Here is a 20,842-nt window from a genome sequence, read left to right as displayed (position 1 = left end):
AGTTTTTATATTAGGAGTGACCTGCATGCAACGACGCACATTCAAAACCGCTCTGGGTTTTGCCCTGACTTTGGCCGCGCTCAGCGTGCCCCAATTGGCTGTCGCGCAAGCGTGGCCGACCAAGCAACCCATCAAACTGGTAGCGGTGTTTCCACCAGGCGGCTCGGTCGACCAAGTGGCCCGCATCATTGGTCAGCCTTTGTCACAGCAACTCGGTCAATCGGTGATTGTGGAAAACCGTGGCGGCGCATCAGGTGCCATTGGCACTGCTGCTGTGGCTCAGTCGGCACCCGATGGCTACACATTCGCGGTGGTGTTTGACACCCACGGTGTGAACCCCGCCCTCAACCCGAGCCTGCCCTACGACAGCAAAAAAGACCTGACACCTCTGGTGTTGGTGGGCACATCGCCCATGGTGCTTGCCACACATGTCAACTCTGAATACAAAACTTTCAAAGACGTGATGGATGCTGCCAAGGCTAAGAAAAACGTGAGCTTTGGCTCGATTGGTAACGGCAGCTTGGGCCATTTGGCCATGGCCTTGTTGGCCAAAGATGCCAATGTGGAATGGACGCACATTCCCTACAAAGGCGGCGGCCCCATGATGAGTGACGCCATTTCTGGCCATGTACCTTTGTCTATCGGCTCGGTGTTTGTGACCAAACCCCATATTGACAGTGGCCGTATGCGCCCATTGGCTGTGACCACCACCAAGCGCGCAGCTGATTTGCCCAACGTCCCCACCATCGCTGAAAACGGCTACCCAGGCTTTGAAGCCCCTGCTTGGTGGGCTGTGTTGGCACCGGCCAAGACGCCACCCGAGATCGTGAAGCGCATGAACGAAGAACTCAACAAAGTGTTGAAGAACCCAGAAGTGGCTAAAAAGCTCGATGCGCAAGGCATTGACATCATGGGAGGCACCCCAGCACAAGCTGGTGCTTTCATCGACAAGCAGATGGGCATTTGGTCCAAGGTGGTGAAAGACAACAACATCAAAGCTGATTGATGCGTTTGAAGCTTTTGTGAATTTAGATTTATTTTTTGACTCAGCCTATCTGCCCTATGCGGCAGTGGGCGCACTTCTTGTAGGTTTGTCAAAAGGGGGATTGCCGTCAACGGGATCGTTGGCGGTTCCTATCTTGTCCCTCATCATGTCGCCCATCAAGGCTGCGACTTTGTTGTTGCCCATCTATGTGATTTCTGATGTTGTGGGCGTTTGGTTGTATCGAAAAAACTTCAGCCCTTGGAATTTGAAGGTGTTGATACCTGCCGGCGTGTTTGGCGTGTTTGTGGGTTGGCTCACGGCATCGGTGATTCCCGAAAAGATGGTGACACTGTTGATTGGCCTCATTGGCTTGGCGTTTTGTCTCAACACGTGGTTACGCAAAAAACCGGTGGGCGTGCCTAAGCCTCCTACTTTGTTGCCTGGTTTGTTTTGGGGCACGTTGTCAGGATTCACGAGCTTTATTTCTCACGCAGGTGCACCGCCCTACCAAGTCTATGTATTGCCTCAGCAATTGCCAAAGACGGTGTTTGCTGGGACGTCCACCTTGGTCTTTGCTGCGATCAACTTAGCCAAAGTTTTACCCTATCAAAATTTGCGGCCCTACAGCATGGCTGACATGATGGACGCCTTGGTGTTGATCCCATTTGCCATTGGCGGAACATTTCTTGGCGCAGTGTTGACCAAAAAAATTCCAGATGTTTTGTTTTTTCGGTTGATTCAAATTGGACTTTTTACAATCTCGCTGAAGCTCATTTGGAGTTCCCGAGACGTGTTTTTTTCTTAACAACGCTCCTTCATAATTTTGACGATGACCAACATCAAAGATCAAATAAAGGCATTCATGCCTTATCCCGACGCACCTGTCTTGCATGCTGCGCATGGGCCTCTGCAAGGGTTGTCTTTTGCGGTGAAAGATTTGTTTGATGTTGCCGGGTATCCCACCAGTGCAGGTCAGCCACACATGTTGGCACTGTCTGGCATCAAGACCCAAACAGCACCTTTTGTTCAACAATTTTTGGAGGGGGGCGCACAATTTATCGGGAAAACAGTGACCGATGAGTTGGCCTTTTCTCTCAACGGCCAAAACGCGCATTTTGGCGCCCCAGTCAATGGGGCTGATCCGCTTCGTTTGAGTGGTGGGTCATCTTCAGGCTCTGCATCGGCTGTTGCCCATGGGGTGTGCGACTTCGCACTTGGTACAGATACTGGCGGTTCTGTCCGCGCACCCGCGAGTCACAACGGTTTGTTTGGATTGCGCCCGACACACGGGCGCTTTGATATGGCGGGGAGTCACGCCTTGGCTCCCAGTTTGGATGCGCCAGGTTGGTTTGCGCGTGATATGGGTGTCTTCAAACGTGTTTCAGAGCTTGTGTTGTCTGAGTCCGTCGCAGCAAAGCCTGTGCGTTTGATTCTTGCTCAAGAGTTGTGGGCTTTGCTGACACCCGATGTGCAGGCAGCGCTTCAACCTGCGCTAGACGCACTGACGCGTGCGTTGGGCAAGATTGAACATGCGCCTGTGTTGAATGTGTCGTTTGATGAAATCACCATGGCATTTCGCCAAACTCAAGGTTGGGAAGCCTGGCAAGTGAATGGCGATTTCATCCGTCGCTACAAGCCCATGCTTGGCCCTGGTGTGGCGCAGCGTTTTGAATGGTCCAGCCAAGTCACAGCATCGCAGTACCAACATGCACAGGCTGTGCGTGATTCGCTCAAGCAGCACTTGACTCACATCTTGTCCGCAGACGCGGTCTTGGTGTTACCCACGATGCCTGACTGCGCGCCATTGATCAGCCAGACCGATGCTGAGTTGGAAAACTACCGAGCTGCCAGTTTAAAACTGCTCAGCATCGCGGGCTTGTGTGGATTTCCACAAATCAGCCTACCTTTGGTTCAGAGGCAAGGTGCGCCACTAGGCATCTCTTTGCTCGGCCTGCCTCATCGCGATGCGTTGCTGGTCGGCTTGGCGGAGAAAGTGACTCAGTAAGGTATTTGGTCGCGGTACCAATTTGAAATTTGTTCGCCAGTTTGAATCACCACGCCTTGGCGTGACTGGATGTGGTCGAGCAGTTTTTCAAAGTAACCAATGCGATGTGCCACACCTGTGACGTAAGGGTGCACACTGATGGCCATGACCCGTGGAATGCTTTCACTTTCTGCCCATAACCGTTCAAACTGATCAATGCCGCGCAGCAACATTTCTTCAGAGCGGTTTTGTTGCAGCAACATCATGGGAATGTCATTCAACTCAACCGTGTAGGGCACAGACAGCACAGGCTTTGGTTTTGCATCTAGCCAAACGGGTTGGTCATCCAGTACCCAGTCAGCCACGTATTCGATACCCGATTTCGACAAGCAGTCTAGAGTTTGGTCATTTTCTGTCAGGCCCGGACTCTCCCAGCCCACGGGCGGCTTGCCAGAAAAGCGTTTGATGGTGTCTACTGTTTGTTGAATGGCCTCTTGTTGGTTCTCTAGCTTGTGCATGGGGCCTTGCACAAAACCATGACCCATGATTTCCCAATCTTGTTTCAAAGCCGATTCCACAATGCGCGGGTAAGACTCGCACACAATGCCGTTGGTGGCCATTGTGGGCACAATGCCGCGCTGGTTAAGCGCGTCATAGATGCGCCAAAATCCGACGCGCATGCCGTACTCATGCCAAGCCCAGTTGGGTACATCGGGGAGCAAAGGCTGGCCCATGGGGGGGCTTAGCACCGTGCGAGGCATGGCACGCTCGATGCTCCAATGCTCCACATTCACAATCAGCCACACCAGCATGCGGCCGTTGCCAGGTAGCTTGAGTTTGGGTCGGTCAACGATGGCTGAATACGGGGCACGCGCGCTGATCAAAGAGGTCATGGTTCAATCCTAAAAACGGGTTTTATTTAGACAGTTGAGAGCCAAACAAACCTGTGGGCTTGATCAGCAAAATCAGCAGCATCATGGCGAAGGGTGCCATTACTGCGAGTGGCGCGTAGATCAACGAACCCAAGGACACGACTTGGCCGACCAACAGTGATGAGTAGAGCGTGCCTTTGATACTGCCCAAGCCGCCAATGATCACCACCATGAAAACGAACGCCAGAATCTCTAAGCCCATGTGCGGATCCACCATGATCAATGGTGCATAAATGCCACCCGCCAATGCAGATAAGGCGCCTGCCAAAACAAAAGTGATGGTGAATAAACGCCCTGCATTGATGCCAAGGCCCTCGACGTGCTCCATGTCTTCAATACCTGCACGAATGGCTTTGCCGATGATGGTGCGGTTCAAAAACAACCAGATGCCGATGTAGACGAGCGCCGCGACAACAATCACAGACAGTCGGTAGATGGGAATCTCGGTGCCGAATAAATTAATTTGCTCGTCAAGTGGCATGCGAACAGGACGGGGCACAACGCCCCAAAGCGCTTTGACCACACCGATGCCCCCGAGCAAAATGCCAAAGGATGTGATCATGCTGAACGTGAGTTCGCGCTCATAAATGCGCTTGAAAACCAGTCGTTCGACAGCAAATGCTAGCAAGCCACCGACGGCAACACCACCGACTATGCCAAGCCATAAATTACCAGTGAGTGCACTGATGCTGTACGTGATGTAGGCACCGATGGTGTAGTAAAGCAGCTGATCCAGACTGATGATGCGCATCAAGCCGAAGCACAGCGACAAACCAATGGAGATGAGAAAGTAAATACTGGCAAGACTCAGTCCAAAAACAACGCCAGAAAATAACAATTGAGCGGTCATACGTTACCTTTCTGACCCGACAAGCGGCGCCACAAACTTTTGCTCCAGTTTTCAAGCGTTCCGTAGAGGCCCACTGAGTTGGTCATCATGATGAAGACCAAGATGAAGCCCACGATCAATTCCCAGTTGCCAATGAACTTACTGGCCACATCGCGCAAGCCTGTGTAGGCCAAGGTGCCCACAATGGGTCCCCAAAGTGAACCCACACCACCCAGAATGGTCACCACGACAGGATCCGCTGTTCGTGAGTGTCCTGTGATTTCTGGACTCACTGAGCCAAGATAAATGGCATAAAGGCTACCTGCCAAAGCTGTCGTGGTGTTGGCAATGACAAATGCGGTGAGGCGAATCTTGAAGTTGTCATAACCAATGAATTCGAGCTTTGTTTCATTGATTTTTGTGGCCAAGCAGCAGGCGCCAAATAAGGTGTCATCCAAGTATTTGTAAAGTGCCCAAACAGCAGCGCCAATGAAAATACAAAACAAGAAAAATTCAGACGGTCTCGTGAGATCGAAGACAGGTGTGGCGTCGATGTTGGTCAAGAACCAAAGCCCGTTGTCGCCTTTGGTGATGTCCGACAAAACTTTTTGCAACATGTAAAAGATGATGACCGAGAGCGCCAAGTTCACCAATGCAAAGTAATCACTGCGCAAGCGAACAAACAACAGTCCTACGATGAAGGCAAAAACAAAACCTACACCTAATCCAATTAAAAGACCAAGGTAAGGGTTGGTGCCAAAGTAGAACAAATAGAACGCGGTCGCATAGGCGCCTACCGCCAAATAAGCGGGTTGACCAAAGGAAATGAAACCAACGCGACCGAGTAGAAAGTTGCAACCGATTGTGTAAATCGAAAAAACCAAAACCTCATTCATGAAAGGTAAAGGTAAAACAAATTTTGCAAGCCACAAAGCGGTGAATGTGATCACAATGCCACGCCACCAATGAATCGAATTCAACATCGCATGTCCTAGAGGTAATGTTCACACACATCGGTGCGAACTTGGTCGTCTTTTAGTTCGGCGACAAAGCGCCCCTCTTTCAAAGCATAAATACGTTTTGAAATGGCGCAGACCAAGGGTAAGTTTTGCTCAACGATCAACACGGATGCGCTTTTGCTGAGCTCTGTGAAAACATATTTCAGATGCGTCACGATGCTGGGGGCCAGACCTTCGGTTGGCTCGTCAATCAAAAGAACTTTGGGCTGACCCAAGATGGCGCGACCAATCATGAGCATTTGTCTTTCACCGCCACTCAAATGGCCGGCTTTGCGGTCCATCAATATTTGTAGCTTCGGAAAGAAGGTGATGACTGGATCCCAGTTGTAGTCACCGCTGGCATAGCTGCCTAGCTCTAAGTTTTCTCGCACAGTTAAGTCGGAAAACACGCGCTTGTCTTGTGGGACATATTTAACGCCCAAGCGAGCCACCTCGTAGGGGCGAAGACCTGTGAGCGTATGGCCATGACTTTGCACGTCACCACTGTCGGCTTGCAAAAAGCCTGAAATGCTTTTGAGCAGGGTTGACTTACCTGCGCCGTTACGACCCACGCAGGCCACAATTTCATTGGGCGCCAAGTGAAGGTTGATATCAAATAAAACACGCGCCTCTCCGCGAGAGACGTTCAAGTTATTGACGATGAGGTGGTCTTGAGTGTCAAGCATTCGCGTCTTCCGTTGCTTCAATTTGCCAGTAGCTACGCCTGACTTCAGGATGATTCAAGCATTCTTCGTAGCCACCTTCGGCGATCACTCGGCCTTCATGCATGACGACAAGCCGTTGTGCAAAATCTTGGATGTGAGAAATCTTGTGCTCGACGATCAAAATGGTTTGCCGACCAATTTGGTTGCGTAACACCTTGAGAACGCCTTTGATTTCAGATTCGGCCAAACCTGCCAAGGGCTCATCTAAGAGAAGCACTTCAGGATCTGCCAAGATCGCCATGGCAATTTCTAGACGGCGTTTTTCGCCCAAGCTCAAACTTCTGACAAAGCGCGATTGAATGTCTTGCAGGTCAAAGGTTTCAATGGCTTCCATGATCTTTGGCTCGCGATGCAAACTGGCGGTTCGCGTCGTTAGCAGGCCCCACATTGTTGTTTTGTAGTGCGATCGGTAATAAGCCAGCACCAAGTTGTCGAGCACTGTGAGGGTGTCAAACGTTGACGTCAGCTGGAAAGAGCGCGTCAACCCTTTGGCCACGCGTTCGGCAGGGCTTAATTGCGTGATGTCTTCGCCCTTGTAAAAGATCGTGCCTTCACTAGGGGGGAACATACCGGTTAGTAAATTAAAAAAAGTGGTTTTCCCGGCCCCATTGGAGCCAAGAATTGCCACCACTTCATGTTCGGCCATCTGGAAATCCACATGGTCAACAGCTACCAAGGCTCCAAAGCGTTTGGTAACGCCTTGGGCTTGTAGTACTGGGGTTGCAGTGTGCTTAAGCGTCATTGCGTTTGATCAATCAGTAACCCAATGATTTGAGGGAAGGCATGACTTGATCGCCGCCGACAGCGTTGATGACATTGAACAAATCCCATTCGTTCTTTTGATCTTTGGCGCCCTTGCCTTTGACCAAGAATGCTGCGTACTTGTATTCGGCCGCATGGTCTTCACGCCAGCGAGCTGGGCCTTTGAGCGTGTTGAAGCTGCCATTGTTTGAGCGCATGACGGCGGACACTTTGGCAGGGTCAAAGCTCTTGGCTTCTTCGAATCCTCGGAACATTTCCATATAGGCAATGTAGGCAATCGCAGCATAGGCATCGGGCGGACGGCCATATTTTGCGCGGTACAAGTCGGTGAACTCTTTCGCAGATTTCGCCACTTCTTTGTCCGCAAAGTTAGCCAAGTCGTAATAGAAGTAATGCATGGCATAGACGTTCTCTAAAGCCTCAGGTGGCAACCCTTTTGCAACAACGTTGGTGATGAACGCATTGAAGATGGTGGTTTCTTTGTTCAAGCCCATTTGCTGGACTTGCTTCAAAAGAGCCACGGCATCGGCAGCGAATTGCGCGGAGATGAACACATCAGGTTTGGCAGCGCGAACTTTTTGCAATACGGTGGTGAAGTCAGAGGTGCCCAGGGATACCTCGTCATAGCCCACAATTTCTGCGCCGTACTCTTTGGCCGCTGCATAGACGCCGTCACGAATATCCCAACCAAAACTATCCGAGCGGGCTAAGAAGAAGATCTTTTTCTTGCCCAAAGTTTTGATGGCAGATTGACCTGCCATGTAGCCCACCGTCCATGGGCTGTAAGCGGTTGCGTAGGTGGAGTCAGAGAGCTTGCCTTTTTGGAAGGCTTCTTTGGACATCACGCACACAGGGTAGTAAGGCAAGGGGTCTTTGCCCACCAAAGAGTTAATCGCGTAAGCGAGTGGCGCGAATGTTTGACCACCCAAGCCTTTGACGCCTGCGTCACGCATGTAGCGATAGCGACGCACGCCCACGTCTTGTTTGGCTTCATCGTCGCCCACTTCGCCTTCCACCAAGACTTTGCCGCCTGGCATGTTCAAGCCACCGCGTTTGTTGATGACATCGATGGCTAAGAGTGCGCCTTCTTTTTGTGTTTCTGCGACCGCTGCAAAGTTACCAGTCAACGGCAGCAGGATGCCGACTTTGACTTTTTCATTGGCATAGGCCTGGCTGACCAAGGCGCTGCAAAGCGCCAAAGTCAAGGTAGATATAAGTTTTTTCATGAGGAATGTCTCCTTTTGGTGAGCAAATGAACTAACAGAAACAAAAAATCAATGGGTGGCTTCGCCGCCTTCAACCACCACGTTTTCGACCACGCCCCCACCGTTTCTGCGGAAAGCAGCAGCTTCAGCATATTCAGGGGAGTGAAAGCAATTGACGCCTGCTTCAAGCGTTGGGAACTCAATCACAACATAGCGATTGAAGGTGTCCGGCCCTTCATTCACTTGGTAGCGACCACCACGCGCCAACACTTTGCCGCCATGTTTTTGAAGGATCTCGGGCACCCGATCCGTATATTTCTTGTATTCCACTGGATCATGGATGATGCAGCGTGATAACCAGTAAGCAGCCATGTTGAGTCCCTTTAAGTGATCAGTTGATCTGAATTGACTTTAACTTGCACTGCTCATGATTTTTTGTAACCTAGGAGACAAAAAGTGCCTCACTAGGGTTTTCACTTTGTGGGGTGATGTCGCCTTTAGGGGATCAGCACACTTGAGCCGCTGGTGTGACCAGACTCAAGATCTGCATGTGCTTTAGCAACATCGTCTAGCGCATAGCGTTGGTTGATGTTGATCTTCAAAGCACCTTTGGCAAACATGTCAAACACAGCGGCTGCTGAATGGCGCAGATCTTCTGTGGACGCGGTGTAGGTCACCAGTGTGGGGCGGGTGAAATACAAGGAGCCCATTTTTTGTAGAGTGCTAGCAGGCATCGGTGGTGGCGCACCTGTGGTGGTGCCGAATGACACGAAGTAGCCGCGCGGTGCCAGGCTGTTGAGAGATTGGTCGAAGGAGTTTTTACCCACCGAATCAAACACCACAGGCACGCCGGCGCCACCTGTGATTTCTTTGACACGGGCAGGGATGTCATCTTTCAGTCGGTCTAAGCAGTACTCGTAACCGTTGGCCAATGCGAGTTTGACTTTTTCGGGGCCTGCAGCCACGCCAATCATGTGGGCACCCAAATGCTTGCCCCATTGCCCTGCCAATAAGCCCACACCTCCAGCAGCAGCGTGCATCAACACGAATTGACCCTTTTGCACGGGGTAGCAACGTTGCATCAAGTATTCCACCGTCATGCCCTTGAGCAAGGAGGCGGCGATTTGTTCGTCTTGCATGTGTGCTGGCGCATGGAGCAAACGTGCTGCGGGATAGTTGCGGTGCGTAGCGCAGGCGGCTAATACGGGGCCACTGGCATAGCAAACACGGTCACCGACTTTGAACTCTGTCACGCCTTGGCCGACCCCTTCCACCACACCCACAGCCTCTGTGCCTAAGCCTGTCGGCATCGGGGCAGGGTATTGGCCTGAGCGTGCGTAGATGTCTTGAAAGTTCAAACCAATCGCTGTGTGACGAATGCGAACTTCGCCTTGTGCTGGCTCAGGCAGTTCAAGATTTTCAATTTTCAAAACTTCAGGGCCACCTGCGGCGTAAATGCGGACTGCTTTCATGGGAATTTTTTCTCTTTAGTTGAAGGTAGAAACTTTGACAGGCGCATCTTTGGCGACCATGACATCGTCGACGGCCTTGGTGTTTGCTCCGTCGTCGGTCCATTCAGGTACACGGCCCATACGAACCGCTTCGTGCCAAGCAAAGTTGAGTTCAACTTTGATGCCGTTGATGGGTTCACGCATGAAGAGCTGATAAAGGTTGGAGTTATGGGCTTTGCGTTCACTGAACTCAACCCCGTTTTTGGTCAACCGTTCGACAAACTCTTCCATCCCATCGCAGTTGATGCACAAGTGGTCAATGCGGCCTGAGCCAGGTGCACCTGCAGCTGAATAATCCATGCCTGCAACGTCTGAGGGGGTTTTCAGGTACGTGTCTTGGTGCGTGGAGTGACGCGCTTTGCCAATGTGAATCACGTCCTGATCGCCGATATAAAGCCAATAAACAGGAAAGCCAAACTCTGGGTGATAGCCGTTTTTGAAGCCAAGGTTTTCGCAAAACCAGTCGCGCGTGCCATCAGGATCGTGCGTGAGTATGAGTAAGTGTTCAAGAAAACGAAGTCCCATGGTGTGCTCCTTGGATTTAGGTTTATTTATTGTGTTCAGCCGTGATGGGCCGCGTTTCGCCAGAGTCGGTCAAGGTACGTGTCGCGTTGACAGAGGCATAGGTCCAAAAGATTTTCATAGGTTCGGAATCTGAGCGATTACGAAAACGGTGTGACACATTGGGTGGAATAAAGGTGGTGTCGTACGGCTTGAGTTCGAGCACTTCACCATCGATGTCCAAGAACGCATGGCCCGCAAGTAGCATCACGCTTTCTTCGCAGTTATGGCTATGGAATGGAATGGCCGTGCTGGGTGCAAACTCTGTGATGCCATTGATGAACGTGCTTGCCCCCATAGAAGGCAAGACCAGAGGTGTGGTGCGAGCGCCACCGCCACGGTCATGGCTTTTGATTTGATCGGGTCGAAGTACAGCGTGTTTCATAAATTTCCTTTCAAGTGCGAGCGGGCCCGCGCCAAACAGTTTTGATATTGGTGAATTCGTGCATGCCCAACATGCCTAATTCACGGCCATAGCCTGAGGCTTTGGTGCCGCCAAATGGCAGACGCGGATCAGAGGCAACCATGCCATTGATGAACACAGCACCGGCCTGAATTTGGTGAGCCAAGCGATAGCCCAAATCGATGTCCTGTGTCCACACAGCAGCACCTAAACCGAAGGGGCTGTCATTGGCGATGCGAATGGCTTCGTGCGCATTGCTGACACGCAAAATGGCAGCAGCTGGGCCAAAAGTTTCTTCACGCGCCACCGTCATGGCTGGCAACACATGGTCGAACACCGTAGGCTCGTAGAAAGCGCCTGAGCCTGCAATGGGGTTTCCACCCATCAAGAGTCGCGCACCTTCCTTGACCGAGGCTTGCACTTGCGCATGCAGTTCGTCACGCAAATTCAAGCGAGCCATTGAGCCCTGCGTCGTGTTGGCAGACATGGGGTCGCCCACAACCAATTGGCGGGTGATCGCGCAAAACGCATCTACAAACTCGTCTGCCACAGCTGCTTCGACAATGAAACGCTTGGCCGCAATGCAGCTTTGCCCTGTATTTTGAAAGCGGGCTTTGACAGCAACTGCAGCCGCAGCTTGCACATCGGCATCAGCCAAAACAATGAATGGGTCGGAGCCACCCAATTCCAGCACTTGTTTCTTCAGTGCTTCGGCAGCAGTGCTAGCAATTTGCCGACCAGCAGGCGTCGAGCCGGTAAAGGTCACGGCTGAAATACGTGGGTCCTTGATCAGCGCAGGTACTTTGGCAGCACCCACCAAAAGGGTGCTGAACAAGCCGCTGGGCAAGCCGGCCTCTTTGAACACATCCTCTAGAGCCAACGCGCATTGCGGCACGTTGCTGGCATGTTTTAAAACCAAGGCATTGCCGCTCACGAGCACCGGTGCTGCTGCGCGCATGACTTGCCAAAATGGGTAGTTCCAAGGCATGACGGCCAAGATCAAGCCCAAGGGGTCGTACACCACGCGGCTGTCAGTCGCGCCACTGGGGATGACCAGGTCATCTAAGTAGCCAGGCGCGCTTTCAGCGTAGTACTCAAAGTTCCACGCACATTTTTCAACTTCACCCAGGGCTTCTGTCAAAGGCTTACCCATCTCAAGCGTGATGATGCGGGCCAGCGACTCTTTGTTGCGACGTAAAGTTTTAGCGACATTGAGCAAGAAAGGCAGACGCTCTGACAGCGACAAAGCCGCCCATTTTTTTTGCGCGCGATCGGCTTGGGCCAAGGTTTGCTCAATGTGCGCGTCATCGTGCGCATTGAAGGTGGCCAGCGTTTCACCTGTTGCAGGGTTGAATGAGGTAATCATGTGTTTATCTTTATGCGTGAGTGAGCGGAGCAATGCCCAACTCGGCCGCCAAGGCGTTGAGCTCGGCGATCAAGGTCGGTGCGACGGGAATGCCTTGGGTGGCGTAGCGTTCCCGTTTTTCGTGGCTCTGCTCGCCGGGTAACCAAATGCGTTCAACCCCTGGCAAGCGTTCGCTGCTGCGAATGTCGCGCACCAACCTGTCCACTTCGTGTTTGAAGTGTTCGGGGTCGCCAAAGGCTGCCAAATCGATGACCAAAATAGCTTGGCCTGTGTTGGTCACACTCACATGGTCGGCGTTGAAATCGATCACATCGCGGCCCATGGCCGCACCACCCAAGGTGCCAGCCAGCAAGCCCACGATGAGGGCTAAGCCATAACCTTTGTGTTCGCCAATGGGTAACAAAAAACCATCATTGGCTTTGTTGGGGTCCAGCAGCGGTTTACCTTGACGGTCAATCATCCAGCCAGGCGGCATCATTTCGCCACGCTTGGCTTTGGCTTTCACCTTGCCGTAGGCTGCCACGGTGGTGGCCATGTCGAGCACGACAGGAGCCTCCTCAGAAGTTGGGATGCCAGCGGAAATTGGGTTGGTAGAGAGCAACATGTCCATGCCGCCCCAAGGCGGCAGATGGTTGGCGTTGCCGACGGCAAAGTACAAACCCAGCATGTTGTGTTGTAGCGGACGACGTGAGTACAACGAGGCAGGTCCTGCATGGTTGCTGAACCGGGTGCTGACCCACGCCACACCAGCTTCGCTGGCTTTTTCAATCGCCAAATCCACAGCATGAGAAACCACCAAATGGCCCATGCCGTTGTCACCATCCACCACTGCCATTGCAGAGCGCTCATGCACGACACGAATTTTGGGGTGCTTGTTGATGCCGCCCGCTTGGATGCGTTTGATGTATTGCGGTAACCGAATGATGCCGTGGCCATCAGAGCCTTGCAAGTCGGCTTCTGCCATCAGTTGGGATACTTTTAATGCATCTTCTTGAGGTAAGCCTTGGCTTGTCAGTGCATTTTGTATGAACTGTTGCAGTTCATTGAAGGAGTAAGTTGTAGGGGTGCTCATAGATTCAATGCGTGGTTCTTTAATCAGCGCGGATGCCTTTGTCTTGGATTAGTTTTCGATATAACTCGTATTGGTTGCGTGTTGCAACGCCAAAATCTGTGGGTGTGGTTCCGCGTGGCGTCACACCGATGGCTTGCAACTTTTCTCTCGTGCTGGGGTCATTCAGTGCTTTACGTACTTCGTCGCTGAGTCTGTCAATGATGGGTTTGGGTGTTCCAGCAGGCGCGACCATGGCGAACCAAGAATTAAATGTGAAGTCTTTCATGCCAGCTTCGCTGAAGGTGGGAACTGCGGGGTATTGAGGCAGTCGAGCCTGCGTCGAAACCGCGAGTAACCGCAATTTCCCGGCCTGAATCAGAGCTGTGACTGTGCCGAGTCCTTGCATGGCTGCATCGACTTCTCCTGCGGCGACAGCAACTGCAGCAGGAGTCGCGCCCTTGTAAGGCACATGGCTGATGTCAAGATTGGCTCTGCTCAAGACCAACGCCATACCAATGTGTTGGGGGCTGCCGTTGCCGCCTGAGCTGTAGTTGAGCTTGCCTGGGTTAGCTTTGGCTGCATTGAGAAAGTCAGATAGGGTTTTGTAGGGACCATCTGCCTTGACGACGATGCCCCATTCAATCGTTCCAACCAATGAAATCGGTTCGAAATCAGTCAGTGCATTCCATGGCATTTTGGCCATCATGTGCGGCACCATGGTTAAAACGCTGTCGTTGTAACCGCCGATGGTGTAGCCGTCAGGTGCGGCCCGTGCAACCCGCTCTGCGCCGATCAGACCGGATGAACCTGCGATGTTTTCGATCACAAACGCTTGGCCCATGTTCTCACCCATTTTGACGGTGATGACGCGCGCAGCATTATCAACAGCACTGCCTGCCGCCAGCGGGATGATCATCTTGATGGGCTTTTGCGGGTAGGCGGTTTGTGCTGAACACAAAGCCGCGATACAAAAAATGGCCGTTGCAAGAATAGGGCGAGAGAGCCGAACGTGGAATGGTTTTTTGAGGGTCATGATGGTATTCAGCTGTTGTGGCTGTCTATGTTTTAGCAATATGAACTGCCCTCAGCTTAAAAGGCCATCTACCCGTTGTCCAATGCTAGATTTTTACTCTGCCATATCATTGTGTGATTGATCCAGAGGGTGACTGCATGAATTTACGTACCTTGCGCTACTTCATTGCCATTGCGGATGCTGGCAGTCTGACCGCTGCAGCGGCAGCCATTCCAATTGCGCAACCCGCTTTGACGCGTCAGATGCGTGAACTTGAATCTGAGATGGGTGTTGCATTGCTTCAACGCATGCCGCGAGGGGTGCGTTTGACGCAGGCAGGCGTCACTTTTTACGAGTCTGCGCAACGCATCCTCGCTGAATCGACGCGACTGCGGCAACGCTTGTCGCATGAACAACACCCGGGGCAATCCAAGGTGACATTAGGGGCGTCTCCGACACTGGCGCGCGTGTTGTTACCAGGTTTGTTAGAGAACTGCTTCAACACCCTTGAAACCATTGAGTTGAGCGCGCGAGAAGCGTTCACCCCCGCCTTGATGGATTGGCTTGAGAAGGGGGTGATCGATATGGCCATCGTGACCAACCCAGGCACAGGGCGCGCGCTGTCTTTACAACCCTTGTTAGGTGAGCCATTTGCTCTGGTATCGCATGTCGCCATGCGGGTTGGCCCGGTTGTTTCGGTGAATCAATTGACACGCATCCCGCTGCTCATGACCAGCCTACACCGAGGCATCATTGATCGCCAAATGTTGGCATTGGGCAAGCAGTTGAATGTGCAAGCTGAAATCGATTCGGTCGATTCGATTCGTGAGTTACTCATGCGTGGGCGCTGGGCAACGATCATGCCCGTCTCTGTTTTCAAAGATATTGATTTGCACCCTGAAATCATCATGTCTGAGATTTCAGGCGTACAGCTCAATCGCTTGTTGGTGTTGGCCACGCGTTTGGAGCCACGCCCAAGTCTTGCCTTGACCTTGGTGCAAGAGTTGGTGGAGGCTGAGTTTTCCCGCTTGATGCGCCAAGGCGTATTCAGTTTTGGCTCGGGGATCGAGCATGCGGCTGATTAGGTAAGAACGCCATCACCGCCTGATTGAATGCTTCAGCTTGCTCAATGTTTGACAAATGCGCAGCATCTTTGAGAACCACATAGTGTGACTTTGGCCAATGTGAGTGGATTTGCTCCGACATGGCTGGTGGGGTAGCTTGGTCTTGGTCTCCGACGATAACTAAGCCAGGATGCTGAAGTTTTTGTAAGCCGTCGTGTGTGTTGATGACCGAAATAGCGGCACAACAACCCGCATAGCCTTCAGTCGATGTGGTTTCAATCATGTGACCGATGCGTGCCATCACCTCTGGATGACGTTCGCGGTAAGGGTCGGTGAACCAGCGTGATAAGGTGGGCTGCACCAATGCGGTCAAGCCCTGAGTGCGCGCAAGCGTCGCACGATCGCCCCACATGGCTACGGCATTGGGCGCACCCTTGCCAGTACTGTCTGCAATGACCACATGGTCCAACATACTGGGGTGTCGAATGGCGAATACCTGTCCAATCATGCCGCCCAACGACAAGCCAATCCAATGTGTGCGTGTCACGCCCAAATGTTTGAGCAAGCTGTGCACGTCATCTGCCAATTGCTCAAGTGTGTAAGGACCTTCTGTGCTTTGTGTTTGTCCATGGCCACGGATGTCGTAGCGTAAGACCGTGAAGTGTTGATTCAGTAATTCAAGTTGTGAATCCCACATGCCTAAATTTGCAGCCAATGAATGAGACAAGGTTAGCCAAGGGCCCTTACCGGTTACTTCGTAGTACACGTCAATGCCGTCGATGTTTGCTTTCATAGGGGTGTCCTAAAGATGTCAGTGAAATTAATGGTTAACTTGTTCAATGGCTTGCATCAAGCGCTCTGGGTTGAGCGGCAAATGGCGAGCTCGAATTCCTAGGGCATGTGCCACGGCATTGCCCAGTGCAGCTGCGCAAGGTCCTGTGGCGACTTCGCCGCTGCCAAGACTTGGGTGCTCAGCGGCATCGACCAAATGGATGTCTAGCTCTGGTACATCGTTGAAAGACAAAATGGGGTAATTTTCCCAGTCATGCGTGCTAATGCCTTGTGCATTCCAGCGTACCGATTCGTGCAAACTCCAACTGATAGCTTGCAAGATTCCGCCTTCAATCTGGTTACGTAAACCATCGTGATGAACAATTGCCCCAGCGTCGACGCAGGCCCAAATCTTGAGCACTTTGACGCGTTCGGCCACTTCGACGTGCGCGATCAAAGCGCAATAGCCGGCTTTGTTTTTGTAGCGTGCATAGCCCACACCATAGCCATAGCCAGATCCAGCGTCGCCACGTGCTTGCCAGTTGGCTCGATGTGCCACGGTCTCAATCACGTGTCGTGCGCGTGCGTCGCTCAAGTGATTGAGGCGAAACGCCACAGGGTCGATCTTGACTGCCTCGCAGAGCTCATCCATGAATGACTCAATGGCAAACACGTTGGCATGAGCACCTAAAGACCTTAATGCAGACACTCGCACAGGGGAGTTGTCAATGAAGTGATGCTCAATGCTGAGCTCACCTACGTCATACGCGGGTATTGCATTGCGTAAGCCACCGCCAGTGGGCAAGGGGACGTCTTTGGGGGTGGGTGGTGTGCAGTTTTTAAATGCTGACCATGCGCCGAGAAGTTGTATGCCATCACCCCAGCTTGGACGGTTCAGATGGGTATGTGACCAGACTTGGGTTTGCCATTGGCAAATGCGGCCGTCGTTGTCCAAGCTGCCTTGAATATCCACTAGGCTGGCAGGTCCCATGGGTGAAACTGTCATTTCATCTTCGCGACTCCATTGCACACGAACGTTGAGGTTCCAAGTGTGTGCGATGAATGCGGCGTCAAATGCGACATCATCTGCGCCGTTGTGGCCATAGCACCCTGCGCCAGGCGTGTGTTGAACATGTACTTGTTGGGGTTGCAGTTGCAAAGCTTGTGCGATTTGGTCGCGCAGTTTGAAAACGCCCTGCGAGTGCGACCACACCTGAATGCCTTGGTGGGTGGGCTGCGCCAGTGCACATGCTGGTCCAATGGACGCATGGGCAATATAGGGGCGTGAATACCGCCGCTGCAAAGTAAGGTGCGCAGGAGCAGGCTGAGGTTGATGGGGAATTTCATGTGCCGCCATGTGACTGACGGCCGACAGTTGCGGTAAGAGAACTTCAGCATCCAAATCGCGAGGTAAATCAGGCGTAGACCATGCTGTGAGTGCTTTGGCTTGCGCATGCGCCTTGGTTAATGCACCTTCATCTCTGCTCAAAAGAGCGATGAAATGGTGTTGTACCAGCACACGATCTACACCTGGCAAAGCTTCTAGGGCCTTGGTGTCAATCACCAAAGGTCGGCTATTTGGATGCTGCCCACGTAAAACACGTGCATGCCATAGGTCGGACAAATGAAGGTCTTGGATAAACCCAGCACCTGTAAATTTAAGCCACAAGTCTTCGCGCTTGGCCACGAAGGTTTCGGTTGGTACAGCGATCAGCGTTGCATTCGCATCATCGACGCGCAAAGCTTGCCAGATATGGTTTTCAGCTTTTGCTAACTCTTGATAAGAGAGTGCTTTTCCAGAAGGTGCAATGAACCTGCCTTCTTTCAAACGCAGCGCGTCAGTGTGGCAAGCCAAATTTTTCGCGGCAGCTTGGGCAAAGTGGCTACGTACGACATTGCCAACGTGATGCCATGCTTGCCCACCAACTTCAATAGATTGACTGCCCGCTGTAAAACCTTCGTCGGGTGAAAAATTCGTATCTCCTGCTACCCACTTCACTTGCGCAGGTGCTACGCCCAGGGCGTCACATGCGATTTGGGTGAGTGCCGTTGAAATGCCTTGGCCTAGTTCAACTTTGCCAGTGCGTAATTCAAATTGACCCTCATCGGTCAATCTCAGCCACTGGCCCGCCCTTGGCGCAGTGATCAAGCTAGGTGAGAGAGCTGACATGGCTGAGATTTTTTTGAGCCAAACGCACGGCTCGCAAGATGCGCGTGTGCGCGCCGCAACGACACAAATGCCGTGACAAGGTATCGCGTATCTGAGCTTCGTTTGCATCCGGGTGTTGTTGAAGTAAACCAGTGACGCGCATCAAGATACCGCTTACGCAATAGCCGCATTGCGCCGCTTGTTCATCAATGAACGCTTGCAGCACCACGCGACCAATGGGGTCTTCTGACAAACCTTGAGCGGTTTGCACATGGCGACCCTCAGCGGCCCACACGGGAAGACTGCAAGAGTTTTGGGCTACCCCATCTACCAATACCGTACATGCACCACAGTGTTCCGTGCCACATCCAAACCGCACAGATGCGTCTGAACATTGCTCGCGCAATTCATGCAACAAAAACGCCTGTGAAGAGCCTTTGAGTGTGATTGAGCGATGGTTGTGTTGGATTGTTGTCACGATGAATGACTTACTGGTGAGTGTCTGTGCATTTACTGTTTCGCGTGCTTGAGCCACCACGCAGCCAGCTGTGTACCGTCGGCATGACCTAAGCCGTCAGATGAGGCTTTGTCAAATGCGCTCAGTGCAGATTGAACAGTGGGTACTGTGTAACCCAAGGCACCGGCTTCTTCGACCATGGTGCGTAAATCTTTACGAATCGAGTCAATATTGAAGTGTGCAGGCCCAAGGTCTTCACCATGCAAGGCAGACACGATGGCGGGTGTGCGCATTTTTAAAATAGCGGGGGCCCCTGATGTGTCAGACAAAATGTCCATGACTTTTTCTGGGCTCAACCCCGCAGGCGCTGCCAACGCGAGTGCTTCACCCAATGCTTGCCAATAGACCAGCAAGGGCAGGTTGATTGCCAACTTCACGCTTGCACCAGCACCAATAGCGCCCACATGTTCCACGCGGCGGCACAGCTGATCCAGCAAGGGCTTGGCAAGTGCAAAGTCTTCTGCTGAACCACCCGCCAAACCTAACAGCTTGCCATCACGCGCAGGGCCGACTGTGCCGCCTACTGGGCATTCGACAAAGTGGGCTTTGGCTTGTTTGAGTTTGACGCTGAGGTCCTTTTGGGTCACAGGACGCACAGTGCTCATATCAATGAATAACTTGCCCGCGATGTTTGCACTCAATGCGCCTGATGACCCTGAGTAGGCTTGCTCAATCGCCTTCGCATCGGTGAGGACGGAAAGCACGACTTCGCTGTCTGCCACTGCTTGTGCAGGGGTCTGTGCCCAATGTGCACCGCGATCTAGGAGCTTTTGAGATTTTCCTGCCGTGCGGTTCCAAACAGTGAGCGTATGGCCTTGATCGAGTAAGCGTTCGGCCATGGCACTACCCATGCGGCCGGTTCCAAGAAGGGTAATTTTCATGCGTGACTCGTTGGTGATGGATTACTTGATTTTGAACAGCTTCATGGCATTACCACCTTCAATGAGGCGACGGTCGGCCGCGCTGAGACGGTTCACACCAGCAATCAAACCACGTGGATCGTCTTCACCCATGTCATAGGGGTAGTCGGTGCCCAGCATCACATGATCTGCACCGTAGCGGTCAATCAATTGCTTGAGCATGCGTGGATCAAAAGTGATCGAGTCGAAATAAAACTTTTCTAAATAGCTGGAAGGTTTTTTCTTGATGACCGTGCGTGTATCAGGACGTGCACGCCATGCATGGTCCATACGTGCCCAGTAGTGTGCAAGGAAGCCGCCACCATGGGCAGCTAAGAATTTAATTTTTGGATAACGAGCCACGACACCATCAAAAATCAAGTGGCTGACTGCCACGGTGGTTTCCAGTGGATTGCCAATCACGTTGTTGAAGTAGTGGTTACGCAAGCGCTCGCCTTGGGTGTATCCCAAAGGATGCATGAACACGACGATGCCCAGTTCGTTGGCTTTTGCAAAGAATTTTTCAAGCCCTAAGCTTGGGTCGGTCAAGTTCAAACCATTCACGTTGGTGTTGATTTCCACACCACGCAGACCAAGCTTTTTGACGCAGTATTCCAGCTCTTTCACTGCAAGTTCGGCATTTTGCAAAGGGACTGAACCCATGCCAACAAAACGATCGGGATGCTGAGCGACTACGTTGGCAATGCCCTCGTTCACTTCTCTTGCCAGTTCTGCTCCATAAGCAGGTTCAGTGAAGTAAAAGTAATGGTAAGGAGCGGGAGCCACAGCTTGGATGTCAACGCCCATGCGGTCCATATCCTTCAAGCGCACATCAATGCCCATTAATTTGGGCGCGCGGTCTTTCATTTGCTTGACGTTGGTTTCATTCGTCAAATCGTTGGCAAAGATGACGGTAGGGTCATATTGCGCCGCATTCAAATGCGCAGTTTTTTGGTTGACAACAGGATTCAAGTAGTGGCAATGCACGTCCACTACTTTGAGCTTGCCTTTGCTGTTGCGAACCGTTTTTTGCGTACTCGATTTAGCCGCGACTTGTACGCGACTTTTGGTGGGTGCTTTGGTGGCAGCCTGGCTCATGCCAGAGCTCGAGCGTGACA

At 52.2% G+C, this 20,842-nt stretch carries 22 protein-coding genes; 4 read left to right on the top strand and 18 right to left on the bottom strand.

The genetic code is table 11. From position 1 onward, the window contains the following. Positions 1–25 precede the first annotated feature (25 nt). From RMR24_RS10250 to RMR24_RS10240, 3 genes are read left to right on the top strand one after another with little or no spacing between them, the layout of a single operon-like run. Positions 26–1,006 carry a tripartite tricarboxylate transporter substrate binding protein gene (locus RMR24_RS10250; protein ID WP_310614986.1) on the top strand — a complete coding sequence of 327 codons (981 nt, stop codon included), beginning with the start codon at positions 26–28 and terminating at the stop codon, positions 1,004–1,006. A 16-nt stretch (positions 1,007–1,022) separates the two neighbouring features. Next, complete coding sequence (locus RMR24_RS10245) at positions 1,023–1,790, top strand: sulfite exporter TauE/SafE family protein (protein WP_310614985.1); 768 nt, start codon at positions 1,023–1,025, stop codon at positions 1,788–1,790. 24 nt (positions 1,791–1,814) lie between these two features. Next, positions 1,815–2,990, top strand: a complete 1,176-nt coding sequence (locus RMR24_RS10240) for an amidase (protein ID WP_310614984.1) — start codon at positions 1,815–1,817, stop codon at positions 2,988–2,990. Here RMR24_RS10240 and RMR24_RS10235 read toward each other — a convergent pair. The 13 genes from RMR24_RS10235 to RMR24_RS10175 all read right to left on the bottom strand — a co-directional run bounded on the left by RMR24_RS10235 (position 2,984) and on the right by RMR24_RS10175 (position 14,345). Further along, the gene (locus RMR24_RS10235; protein WP_310614983.1) at positions 2,984–3,862 is read right to left on the bottom strand and encodes a polysaccharide deacetylase family protein; all 879 of its coding nucleotides are present in this window, start codon (positions 3,860–3,862) and stop codon (positions 2,984–2,986) included. The genes RMR24_RS10240 and RMR24_RS10235 overlap by 7 nt on opposite strands. Positions 3,863–3,884: 22 nt before the next feature. Then, a complete protein-coding gene (locus tag RMR24_RS10230; protein ID WP_310614982.1) occupies positions 3,885–4,751 on the bottom strand; it encodes a branched-chain amino acid ABC transporter permease in 867 nt (288 codons plus the stop codon). Next, complete coding sequence (locus tag RMR24_RS10225) at positions 4,748–5,626, bottom strand: branched-chain amino acid ABC transporter permease (RefSeq protein WP_310614981.1); 879 nt, start codon at positions 5,624–5,626, stop codon at positions 4,748–4,750. The genes RMR24_RS10230 and RMR24_RS10225 overlap by 4 nt, the downstream gene beginning before the upstream one ends. Before the next feature lie 95 nt (positions 5,627–5,721). Further along, complete coding sequence (locus RMR24_RS10220) at positions 5,722–6,414, bottom strand: ABC transporter ATP-binding protein (RefSeq protein ID WP_310614980.1); 693 nt, start codon at positions 6,412–6,414, stop codon at positions 5,722–5,724. After that, entirely contained in the window at positions 6,407–7,195 is a 789-nt protein-coding gene (locus RMR24_RS10215; protein WP_310614979.1) for an ABC transporter ATP-binding protein, read from the bottom strand. The genes RMR24_RS10220 and RMR24_RS10215 overlap by 8 nt, the downstream gene beginning before the upstream one ends. 13 nt (positions 7,196–7,208) lie before the next feature. Then, a complete protein-coding gene (locus RMR24_RS10210) occupies positions 7,209–8,441 on the bottom strand; it encodes an ABC transporter substrate-binding protein (RefSeq protein WP_310614978.1) in 1,233 nt (410 codons plus the stop codon). A gap of 48 nt (positions 8,442–8,489) precedes the next feature. Beyond that, positions 8,490–8,792 carry a DUF1330 domain-containing protein gene (locus RMR24_RS10205; RefSeq protein ID WP_310614977.1) on the bottom strand — a complete coding sequence of 101 codons (303 nt, stop codon included), beginning with the start codon at positions 8,790–8,792 and terminating at the stop codon, positions 8,490–8,492. Between the two features lie 125 nt (positions 8,793–8,917). Beyond that, positions 8,918–9,892 (bottom strand): quinone oxidoreductase, encoded by a 975-nt coding sequence (locus RMR24_RS10200; RefSeq protein ID WP_310614976.1) that lies wholly within the window; start codon positions 9,890–9,892, stop codon positions 8,918–8,920. A 15-nt stretch (positions 9,893–9,907) separates the two neighbouring features. Then, positions 9,908–10,456, bottom strand: a complete 549-nt coding sequence (locus RMR24_RS10195) for a VOC family protein (RefSeq protein ID WP_310614975.1) — start codon at positions 10,454–10,456, stop codon at positions 9,908–9,910. Positions 10,457–10,478: 22 nt separating this feature from the next. Beyond that, on the bottom strand, positions 10,479–10,877 hold the full coding sequence (locus tag RMR24_RS10190; protein WP_310614974.1) for a cupin domain-containing protein: 399 nt from the start codon (positions 10,875–10,877) through the stop codon (positions 10,479–10,481). A 10-nt stretch (positions 10,878–10,887) separates the two neighbouring features. Further along, positions 10,888–12,261, bottom strand: coding sequence for an NAD-dependent succinate-semialdehyde dehydrogenase (locus RMR24_RS10185; RefSeq protein WP_310614973.1), 1,374 nt, complete (start codon positions 12,259–12,261; stop codon positions 10,888–10,890). A 10-nt stretch (positions 12,262–12,271) separates the two neighbouring features. Beyond that, positions 12,272–13,333: an Ldh family oxidoreductase gene (locus RMR24_RS10180; protein WP_310614972.1), complete on the bottom strand. Its 1,062-nt coding sequence runs from the start codon at positions 13,331–13,333 to the stop codon at positions 12,272–12,274. A 19-nt stretch (positions 13,334–13,352) separates the two neighbouring features. Next, entirely contained in the window at positions 13,353–14,345 is a 993-nt protein-coding gene (locus tag RMR24_RS10175; protein WP_310614971.1) for a tripartite tricarboxylate transporter substrate binding protein, read from the bottom strand. 137 nt (positions 14,346–14,482) lie between these two features. On the opposite strand from RMR24_RS10175, the gene RMR24_RS10170 reads away from it, so the two are divergent. Continuing rightward, positions 14,483–15,409: a LysR family transcriptional regulator gene (locus RMR24_RS10170; protein WP_310614970.1), complete on the top strand. Its 927-nt coding sequence runs from the start codon at positions 14,483–14,485 to the stop codon at positions 15,407–15,409. Here the strand turns inward: RMR24_RS10170 and RMR24_RS10165 are convergent. From RMR24_RS10165 to RMR24_RS10145, 5 genes are read right to left on the bottom strand one after another with little or no spacing between them, the layout of a single operon-like run. After that, positions 15,372–16,181: an alpha/beta fold hydrolase gene (locus RMR24_RS10165; RefSeq protein ID WP_310614969.1), complete on the bottom strand. Its 810-nt coding sequence runs from the start codon at positions 16,179–16,181 to the stop codon at positions 15,372–15,374. The genes RMR24_RS10170 and RMR24_RS10165 overlap by 38 nt on opposite strands. A 27-nt stretch (positions 16,182–16,208) precedes the next feature. After that, positions 16,209–18,329: a molybdopterin cofactor-binding domain-containing protein gene (locus RMR24_RS10160; RefSeq protein WP_310614968.1), complete on the bottom strand. Its 2,121-nt coding sequence runs from the start codon at positions 18,327–18,329 to the stop codon at positions 16,209–16,211. Next, on the bottom strand, positions 18,310–18,786 hold the full coding sequence (locus RMR24_RS10155; protein ID WP_310614967.1) for a 2Fe-2S iron-sulfur cluster-binding protein: 477 nt from the start codon (positions 18,784–18,786) through the stop codon (positions 18,310–18,312). Before RMR24_RS10155 ends, RMR24_RS10160 begins: the two co-directional genes overlap by 20 nt. Before the next feature lie 32 nt (positions 18,787–18,818). Beyond that, on the bottom strand, positions 18,819–19,706 hold the full coding sequence (locus tag RMR24_RS10150) for an NAD(P)-dependent oxidoreductase (RefSeq protein WP_310614966.1): 888 nt from the start codon (positions 19,704–19,706) through the stop codon (positions 18,819–18,821). A gap of 21 nt (positions 19,707–19,727) precedes the next feature. Continuing rightward, positions 19,728–20,822: an amidohydrolase family protein gene (locus RMR24_RS10145; protein ID WP_310614965.1), complete on the bottom strand. Its 1,095-nt coding sequence runs from the start codon at positions 20,820–20,822 to the stop codon at positions 19,728–19,730. Between the last annotated feature and the right edge of the window lie 20 nt (positions 20,823–20,842).

Source organism: Limnohabitans sp. (assembly GCF_031539105.1).
Classification (GTDB): domain Bacteria; phylum Pseudomonadota; class Gammaproteobacteria; order Burkholderiales; family Burkholderiaceae_C; genus Limnohabitans.
Note: the sequence above shows the minus strand (reverse complement) of the source record. Positions and strands in the feature narration are given on the sequence as shown.

What these genes read in the sequence shown, in the direction of transcription:
- RMR24_RS10250 (WP_310614986.1), top strand. Translation starts at nt 26, where the DNA reads ATGCAACGACGCACATTCAAAACCGCTCTGGGTTTTGCCCTGACTTTG.
- RMR24_RS10240 (WP_310614984.1), top strand. Translation starts at nt 1,815, where the DNA reads ATGACCAACATCAAAGATCAAATAAAGGCATTCATGCCTTATCCCGAC.
- RMR24_RS10235 (WP_310614983.1), bottom strand. Translation starts at nt 3,862, where the DNA reads ATGACCTCTTTGATCAGCGCGCGTGCCCCGTATTCAGCCATCGTTGAC.
- RMR24_RS10230 (WP_310614982.1), bottom strand. Translation starts at nt 4,751, where the DNA reads ATGACCGCTCAATTGTTATTTTCTGGCGTTGTTTTTGGACTGAGTCTT.
- RMR24_RS10225 (WP_310614981.1), bottom strand. Translation starts at nt 5,626, where the DNA reads ATGAATGAGGTTTTGGTTTTTTCGATTTACACAATCGGTTGCAACTTT.
- RMR24_RS10220 (WP_310614980.1), bottom strand. Translation starts at nt 6,414, where the DNA reads ATGCTTGACACTCAAGACCACCTCATCGTCAATAACTTGAACGTCTCT.
- RMR24_RS10215 (WP_310614979.1), bottom strand. Translation starts at nt 7,195, where the DNA reads ATGACGCTTAAGCACACTGCAACCCCAGTACTACAAGCCCAAGGCGTT.
- RMR24_RS10210 (WP_310614978.1), bottom strand. Translation starts at nt 8,441, where the DNA reads ATGAAAAAACTTATATCTACCTTGACTTTGGCGCTTTGCAGCGCCTTG.
- RMR24_RS10205 (WP_310614977.1), bottom strand. Translation starts at nt 8,792, where the DNA reads ATGGCTGCTTACTGGTTATCACGCTGCATCATCCATGATCCAGTGGAA.
- RMR24_RS10200 (WP_310614976.1), bottom strand. Translation starts at nt 9,892, where the DNA reads ATGAAAGCAGTCCGCATTTACGCCGCAGGTGGCCCTGAAGTTTTGAAA.
- RMR24_RS10195 (WP_310614975.1), bottom strand. Translation starts at nt 10,456, where the DNA reads ATGGGACTTCGTTTTCTTGAACACTTACTCATACTCACGCACGATCCT.
- RMR24_RS10190 (WP_310614974.1), bottom strand. Translation starts at nt 10,877, where the DNA reads ATGAAACACGCTGTACTTCGACCCGATCAAATCAAAAGCCATGACCGT.
- RMR24_RS10185 (WP_310614973.1), bottom strand. Translation starts at nt 12,261, where the DNA reads ATGATTACCTCATTCAACCCTGCAACAGGTGAAACGCTGGCCACCTTC.
- RMR24_RS10180 (WP_310614972.1), bottom strand. Translation starts at nt 13,333, where the DNA reads ATGAGCACCCCTACAACTTACTCCTTCAATGAACTGCAACAGTTCATA.
- RMR24_RS10175 (WP_310614971.1), bottom strand. Translation starts at nt 14,345, where the DNA reads ATGACCCTCAAAAAACCATTCCACGTTCGGCTCTCTCGCCCTATTCTT.
- RMR24_RS10170 (WP_310614970.1), top strand. Translation starts at nt 14,483, where the DNA reads ATGAATTTACGTACCTTGCGCTACTTCATTGCCATTGCGGATGCTGGC.
- RMR24_RS10165 (WP_310614969.1), bottom strand. Translation starts at nt 16,181, where the DNA reads ATGAAAGCAAACATCGACGGCATTGACGTGTACTACGAAGTAACCGGT.
- RMR24_RS10160 (WP_310614968.1), bottom strand. Translation starts at nt 18,329, where the DNA reads ATGTCAGCTCTCTCACCTAGCTTGATCACTGCGCCAAGGGCGGGCCAG.
- RMR24_RS10150 (WP_310614966.1), bottom strand. Translation starts at nt 19,706, where the DNA reads ATGAAAATTACCCTTCTTGGAACCGGCCGCATGGGTAGTGCCATGGCC.
- RMR24_RS10145 (WP_310614965.1), bottom strand. Translation starts at nt 20,822, where the DNA reads ATGAGCCAGGCTGCCACCAAAGCACCCACCAAAAGTCGCGTACAAGTC.